Genomic DNA, 6972 nt, shown 5'->3' with positions numbered 1-6972 from the left:
TTAAATAGCGAAAAAATAAAGGAGGCAACGGCTTTTCCTCCCACCCCTGAAGGAGTGGGTTTCCAAGCCGAAAAGTATATGAATATTAAGAAAATTGGTATTCCCACTAGTATTGCCACTATTATTTCTAAAAAGTTTCTTTCTATTAAGAATAAGCTTAAAACTAAGATTAACATAATAATAGATATAATTAGTGGAATCTTATTATGATTAAGGACATTTTTCATAATGATCTCCCTTTTATAAATTTATATTGTTTGTGATCAAAATAATATACTAATATTATCACTATTTTGTCATTAATTTAAGGTGAAATAAAATTATCATTTTAACGAAGAAAGGAAGAGGATAAAAATATGAAAATTGAACAAATTGCAGAGCTATGCCACAACGTCAATAAAGCATATTGTGAAAGTAATAGAGACTTTTCACAAGTATCATGGGAGGATGCGCCTGAATGGCAAAAAACATCAGCTATTAATGGTGTTGAATATCATCTAGAAAATGATGTTACACCTGAGATGTCTCATGAAAATTGGTTGGAACAAAAGTTAAAAGAAGGTTGGGTATATGGCAAAGAAAAAGATCCAGTAGAAAAAACACATCCATGTATTATGCGTTACGAAGAATTACCAAAATATCAACGAACAAAAGATTTATTATTCACTTCAATTTGTAGCACGTTTAAAAAATATGGAGTGCAAGAGTGATTTGATAAAATTGTGATTTTATTTAGAAAGGATTAGGAATAATGAATGTCAGTATAGAGGAAATGGAAGTGATTCTAGATGCAATTATGGATTCGATTATTAAAGGAGATGAAGTTCCTAAACGAAGGAAGGATGACTATGCTGCATTAATGAGTCGTATTATATTTGAAAAATCATGGCAAGAAACAACGAAAAAAGAGCCGTGAGGAAAAAAGCGGGAGAAACCTCAACGACTCTTTACCCAAAAGAATAACCAGTTTTTCTAAGATGTGTTAATCATTATTTACTACATCCGATAAAAGGATACTTTTTATCTAAAAAATTCAATAAATGATAAATAAAATAAATATAGATGGGGGTGTTTAATTGGCTAGAAAAGTCATTTGTAAGTTAGAGAGCTGTAAGAAAAAAGACTCTTCGGATAATATGATTCTTCATATTCATGAAGTTGAAAGTGGAAGAACTTATAACAAATATTATTGTAAAGGTTGTTATCAAAATTTTATTGAGCAGCAAGAGTTTTTAAAGAAAGAGCAAAAAGAGATGGATCAATTGATAGAAATTATTAAAGTAGTTCACGAAATCGATAATGTACCTGGTCAGTTCTATCCATTCTTACAAGACTTAAGAAATGGATCATCTATTGTTATGGGAAAGAAAAATAGACGATATAAAGAAGGATTTGCTTTTAAAGTAATTTCTGAAACATATCGAAAGTACCAAGATGATATAAGGTATTGGAAAAATAGGAAGAACTTTGAGGGAAGTACTCTAAAAGAACTAAGGTATTGTTTGGCTATTGTAATTGATAAAATTCAAATGGTAAAAAAACAAATTAATCAATTAGAGCAGCAAGAAGCAAGAGAGAAAACAAAAGAAATCGTTCCTGAATTTGTTGAACGTGAGATCACATATAAAAGGAACCAGAAGGATAATGGAATTCTAGAATTTTTAGATTAAGTGAGGTGATTTTCATAAACAATTACGATCATACTTTACAAGATAAATCTGAAATGTCTGAAGCATACTTTACAGCATTATTTTGGAACAACCCTGAACTTTATAATATGTATCCAAAGAGTAGCGTTGACGTAAAGACTTTTCAAAACAAAGTGTATGGATTCTTCTTTGGACTTGGCCGACATATGCACGAAAAAGAATTAACAAGCTTCGATGATATCTCATCTGCTAAGTTTGTTAAACAACTGAATATTGAGAATAAATACTCTGAATATGGTGGATATGAAACTATCGGGGATATTATTAGCGAAGTTTATGATAAAGAAGAGAATGTACAATCGTATTACAATGATGTAAAAAAGTATTCTCTTTTAAAGAAGTTGTGTGACTTGTTTGGCGAGAAGGTTTTGAGACGAACTGATAAATACAACTATGAAAAGATGAGTAATGAGCAGTTACAGGTGTACTGGGAAGATAAGGTTAATCAAATTTCGCTAGGTGAGGATAGCCACTTTGATGAATATAACTTATTAGAAGGATTGAAAGATGGGATACAGGATTGGAATGAGAATCCTGCAACTGGACTACCTTTTTACCAATCTAAACATATGACAAATATATGTACTGGGTGGGATTATGGAAATTTATATATTCTTGGTGGATTTGGTGGATCTGGAAAAACCTCTATGAGTTTTAATAAAGTTGTGATGAGTTGCATTGAGAAGCAAGAAAAATTATTGATTATTGCCAATGAACAATCTATAACAGAGTTTAAAAAGATGCTTATTGTAACGGCAATGGGTACAGGGACTGAAAAAAGTATTAAACGTCAAAAACTAAACGAGGGTAACTTTTCTAAAGAAGAGTTTGAAAAGATGAGTAATGCCGTTGACTGGGTGCATAAACTTTGTGAAGGCGAGTTGGATCTAATTAAATTCGTATTCATGGAAAACTATGTAATGGACGATGTTAAAAGAATCGTTAGGCATTACAATACTCGCGGATATAGAAGAATCCTGATAGACACTGGAAAACCTAGTGAGGGAGGCGTTAGTCAACAACGTTGGGAAAGATTTACTGATGATTTCAAAGAACTATATAAACTAGCGAGACCAGATGGCGGGGGATTAAATGTATCAATATGGGTAAATGTACAGCTCAGTGATGCAGCATTAAAAAGTAGATTCTTGAATGAGCATGCATTTGGGGAATCTAAAAAAATTAAAAATGAGGCAAGTGTGGTTTTCATGATTCGTGCTGTTTGGGCAGATGAATATGAAGGTGGAGATAGAGAACTAAAATGCTATAACTATGTGAAAAATGATGAAAAAAACAACCCATTTGAAAATAGTAAATACATAAAAGATACCTTTACTTTATCAAAAGAGGATATATATTATTTAGACTTCACTCCTAAAAATAGGCGAGGACAAGACAATAAAACGGGATTAGATGTATTAGTAATGAAAGTAAACTTCAACAATAATACCTGGGATGAAGTTGGATGGACGACTGTAAGGGATGATAAGAATTACTAGAGGGAGTTGATCTATGAATGATCTTAAAGAAATCAAAAAACAAATATATGAAGATGGAAGAATTGAAGAGATATTACATGCGTTAGAATGTGAAAATATAAGATGCGAACAACAGGGAGATTTATTTGTAGCACAATTACCAGATAGGTTTGGGTCAGATCATACACGATCTGTTCAAGTGAAAAATACCGAGGGACTCCAGATTGATATTAGAAGTCGTGGGGTTAGTGGAGATATATATGCTTTAGTTTCATATATAATTTATGGGAAAAAATCTAACGATGAATTTAAAGCCAATCTGTCAAATTCAAAACAATGGATTTTAAAAGCCTGTGGTTATAATGCTGATTCATTTACTCCTAAAAAGCAACATAACGTTTGGTTAAAAAATATTAGAAAGAAGAGAGCTAAAAAATATACCGTTATACAAGAAAATAAAGTAATAAGTGAAAATGTGAAAAAGCAATACACAATGAATCCCTATAAAGGATGGATAGATGAAGGAATTAATTTTGAAATTCAAAAGATCTTTGAAGTAGGATTCCATTTAAATAGTCAACGAGTAGTTACTATGGTTAGAAATAGTAAGGGAGAATTAATTGGAGTTAAAGGTAGATATGTAGGAAAAAATGAAGTTACTCAGAGACAACAAAAATATTTATACTTACATAGAATGAATAAAAGTTTAGAGCTGTTTAATTTACATAATGCAATCCCATATATTAAAGAATCTAAACAAGTAATTTTGTTTGAAGGTTATAAAAGCGTCATGAAATCTTGGCAATTTGGCTATAGAAACTGTGTAAGTGTTGAGGGGGATCAGGTTTCAGAACACCAGGTGAAGCTACTTAAGGAATTAGGGTTAGGTATTGAGGTAATCTTTGCTTTTGACAAGGATAGAACAGTTGGATATATAAAAGACCTGGCAAAAAAAATTAAAAATAGGAAGATTTCATGTGTCATAGATAAGGGGGATATTTTGAATGATAAAGATTCTCCTGTGGATAAAGGATGTGATAATTGGCACAATCTTTTTAAAGATAGATATAGATTATTTGATAGATTTAGATAGGAGACTGATATAATTGGAGTGGATTAAAAGAAAACCTGTTAAACGAATAAAAAACACAGATTCAGTACTTGAAAAATTAGCTAAAATTCGAGGGATTGAAGATTTAGATAAGTTCTTAAATCCATCTAAAAATTCATTACATAACCCATATAAATTAAAAAATATTGAAGAAGTGACAAATAAAATAATCAAGGCAGTTTATCAAGGTAAACGTATTTGTGTATCTGCTGACTGTGACAGTGACGGAATATTTTCTACAGCAATGATGGTTCGATTCTTAAAACAATTTACAGATAACATATATTACATATACAATCAGCGATCTATAGGTCATGGAATCGAGAACCAAATACAATATATAAATGATGAAACAGACTTACTTATCATATTAGATTCATCAACAAATTCAACTGATGCTTGTAAAGCGATAAGCAAAAATGGAATTGATATTGTTATTATTGATCATCATGCGTTTGAAAGAAAAAATCCTTATGCAACAATAGTTAATCCTCAGTTAGATCATTATCCTAACAAGAGTATTTCGGGAGCTGGCTTAACTTTTAAGGTTATGCAAGTGATTGATGATAATTTAGGTAGTGAAACCTTTGAAAACTACATAGACATGTGTGGAATGGGTATGTATGCTGACATGATGGATTGCTCCGTTCTTGAAAACAGATACATGATTAGTAAAGGGTTAAAAAATATAAATAATCCTGGAGTCCAAGTAATTTTAAATCTGAAGAATATTGATGTGATATCCATAGATAGTCAAACTATTGCATATATAATCAGTCCTTTAATAAATGGCTGTGCTAGAATGGACAAAATAGAATTAGCACTAGAACTGCTTATTTCAGATGACTATTTACGATGTGTTGAAATAGTTGAAGAAATGATTGAATTGAATGAAGAGAGAAAACAAATACAAAAAATTTTATTTGAAAAATGTCTTCCACAAATTAAAGAGGAAGATAAGTTTATAGTTGCTGCTATAAAAGATATAAGTAAGGGTTTTAATGGTCTAGTTGCACAACAATTAACAGACCAATTCAACAAACCCTCTATTGTTTTAAAGGGAGGAGAGATTTTAACTGGTAGTTTTAGAGCATGTGGCGAGTTGAAAAATATGAAAGAGTTTTTAAAAAAAACTGGAGTAGTAAATAAAGCTGAAGGTCATGAATTTGCTGGAGGAGTAGAAATATCAAAAGATAAGTTAAATTCTCTAAAGACTTTTGTTAATGAAAAGTTAGAAAAGTACAAGTTTACACCTGTTTTCGAATACGATTTAGAAATTTCGGTAGATGATATCTCTTTTGGAATGATCAAGGAAGTTGAAAAGTTTAATCATATATCGGGTACTGGATTTCCAGCAGCTACTTTTAAAGTAGATAGAATAGTTACTGGAGAGAGAAAAGTGCTTGGTAAAAATAAGGATACAATCAAAGTAGTATGTAATGAAATTGAATTAATGAAGTTTAAGACTGATAAAACTTATGCAGAAGATGTAATGGATTTAGATGAGCTAGAGGTAGTGGGACAGTTGAAAATTAACGAGTTTATCCCAACATGGGGTAAAGGAAAGAAATTAGTTAGGAATAAACAAATTATTATAGAAGATTATAAAGCAGTTTAAAAGTGATAAATAAAATAATATAATTATGGAGGATGAATTTTGGAGTTTATTACAGACGAGTTTATGAATAAAGTAGTGGAGGAAAATCCAAAACCACTAAATGAATTAGGTGAATTTGTATACTATAGAACTTATTCAAGGTGGCTTAGTGACAAAAGGAGGAGAGAATTATGGCAAGAAACTTGTAAAAGAGCTGTTAATTATAATATGAATTTAGCAAAAAAACATATTGAAGAGATCGGATTCCCTATTGATTTTAAAAAGCTAAGAAAAGAAGCTCAATTATTTTTTACTAATATGTATAAAACAAAGCAGTTTTGCTCAGGAAGAACTTTATGGGTAGGTGGTGCTAATTCAACTATAGAAGAAAAATTTGTTTTAGGAAATTTCAACTGCTCATTTTTGAACATTTCAAAATGGAATGATTTAAAAGATCTGTTCTATCTTTTAATGGTAGGTACAGGAGTTGGATTTAGGTGTTCAAAAGAGATGGCTCGACGATTACCGAAGATTAGAATTGATACAACATTGCTTCATTCTGAATATAATCCTGTTCCAATAGGTCAAAGACTTGAGAATACAAAGCTATCTTTGTTTGATAATGGATTTGCAAAAATTTATGTTGGGGATAGTAAAGAAGCGTGGCGTGATGCATTAGGATTTTATTTAGAATTGCTTACTATGAAAGAATATGAGCATATTCATACAATCAAAATTAGTTATAATTCTGTTAGGCCAAAAGGGGAAAGATTGAAGACTTTTGGTGGTACGGCTAGTGGTCATGAACCATTAAGAGAAATGTTTGTTGGTTTTGATAAAACTTTAAAAAATAAAATTGATCCACATCTTGAACCTATTGTTTCAGATGAAAAAGGATATGGTCAAGTCAGACCTATTCATATTTTAGATATGGGCAATCTGATAGGAGCAAATGTAGTTGTTGGTGGTAAACTTTTCTGATGCCTCCAACATAAAAAAACACTTCTTTAATTCGGTGAAACTCCCACAGGGACAATACCGAGCGAAGCTTATAATGTTTGACCAACAGCCTAGTTA

The 6972-nt window shown here is 31.1% G+C and carries 7 protein-coding genes and 1 pseudogene; all 8 read left to right on the top strand.

The window, feature by feature from the left end; all coding sequences use genetic code 11:
• A partial coding sequence (locus ERL59_RS20935) for a hypothetical protein (protein WP_210767457.1) occupies positions 1–210 on the top strand: 210 nt, incomplete at its 5' end.
• A gap of 146 nt (positions 211–356) precedes the next feature.
• Entirely contained in the window at positions 357–710 is a 354-nt protein-coding gene (locus ERL59_RS18995; RefSeq protein ID WP_160647825.1) for a RyR domain-containing protein, read from the top strand.
• Between the two features lie 41 nt (positions 711–751).
• Positions 752–916, top strand: a complete 165-nt coding sequence (locus tag ERL59_RS18990) for a hypothetical protein (RefSeq protein WP_160647824.1) — start codon at positions 752–754, stop codon at positions 914–916.
• A 160-nt stretch (positions 917–1076) separates the two neighbouring features.
• Positions 1077–1670, top strand: a complete 594-nt coding sequence (locus ERL59_RS18985) for a hypothetical protein (protein WP_160647823.1) — start codon at positions 1077–1079, stop codon at positions 1668–1670.
• Between the two features lie 5 nt (positions 1671–1675).
• Positions 1676–3208: a DnaB-like helicase C-terminal domain-containing protein gene (locus ERL59_RS21475; RefSeq protein WP_160647822.1), complete on the top strand. Its 1533-nt coding sequence runs from the start codon at positions 1676–1678 to the stop codon at positions 3206–3208.
• A gap of 13 nt (positions 3209–3221) precedes the next feature.
• On the top strand, positions 3222–4280 hold the full coding sequence (locus ERL59_RS18975; RefSeq protein WP_160647821.1) for a toprim domain-containing protein: 1059 nt from the start codon (positions 3222–3224) through the stop codon (positions 4278–4280).
• Positions 4281–4293: 13 nt separating this feature from the next.
• Entirely contained in the window at positions 4294–5916 is a 1623-nt protein-coding gene (locus ERL59_RS18970) for a single-stranded-DNA-specific exonuclease RecJ (protein ID WP_160647820.1), read from the top strand.
• Between the two features lie 63 nt (positions 5917–5979).
• Positions 5980–6864: pseudogene (locus tag ERL59_RS18965) on the top strand (ribonucleoside-triphosphate reductase, adenosylcobalamin-dependent); the annotation flags it as partial.
• Between the last annotated feature and the right edge of the window lie 108 nt (positions 6865–6972).

Source organism: Chengkuizengella marina, assembly GCF_009910845.1.
GTDB classification, from domain to species: Bacteria; Bacillota; Bacilli; order Paenibacillales; family KCTC-33759; genus Chengkuizengella; species Chengkuizengella marina.
The sequence above is the reverse complement of the archived record's forward strand: the minus strand, read 5'-3'. Positions and strand labels throughout refer to the sequence as shown.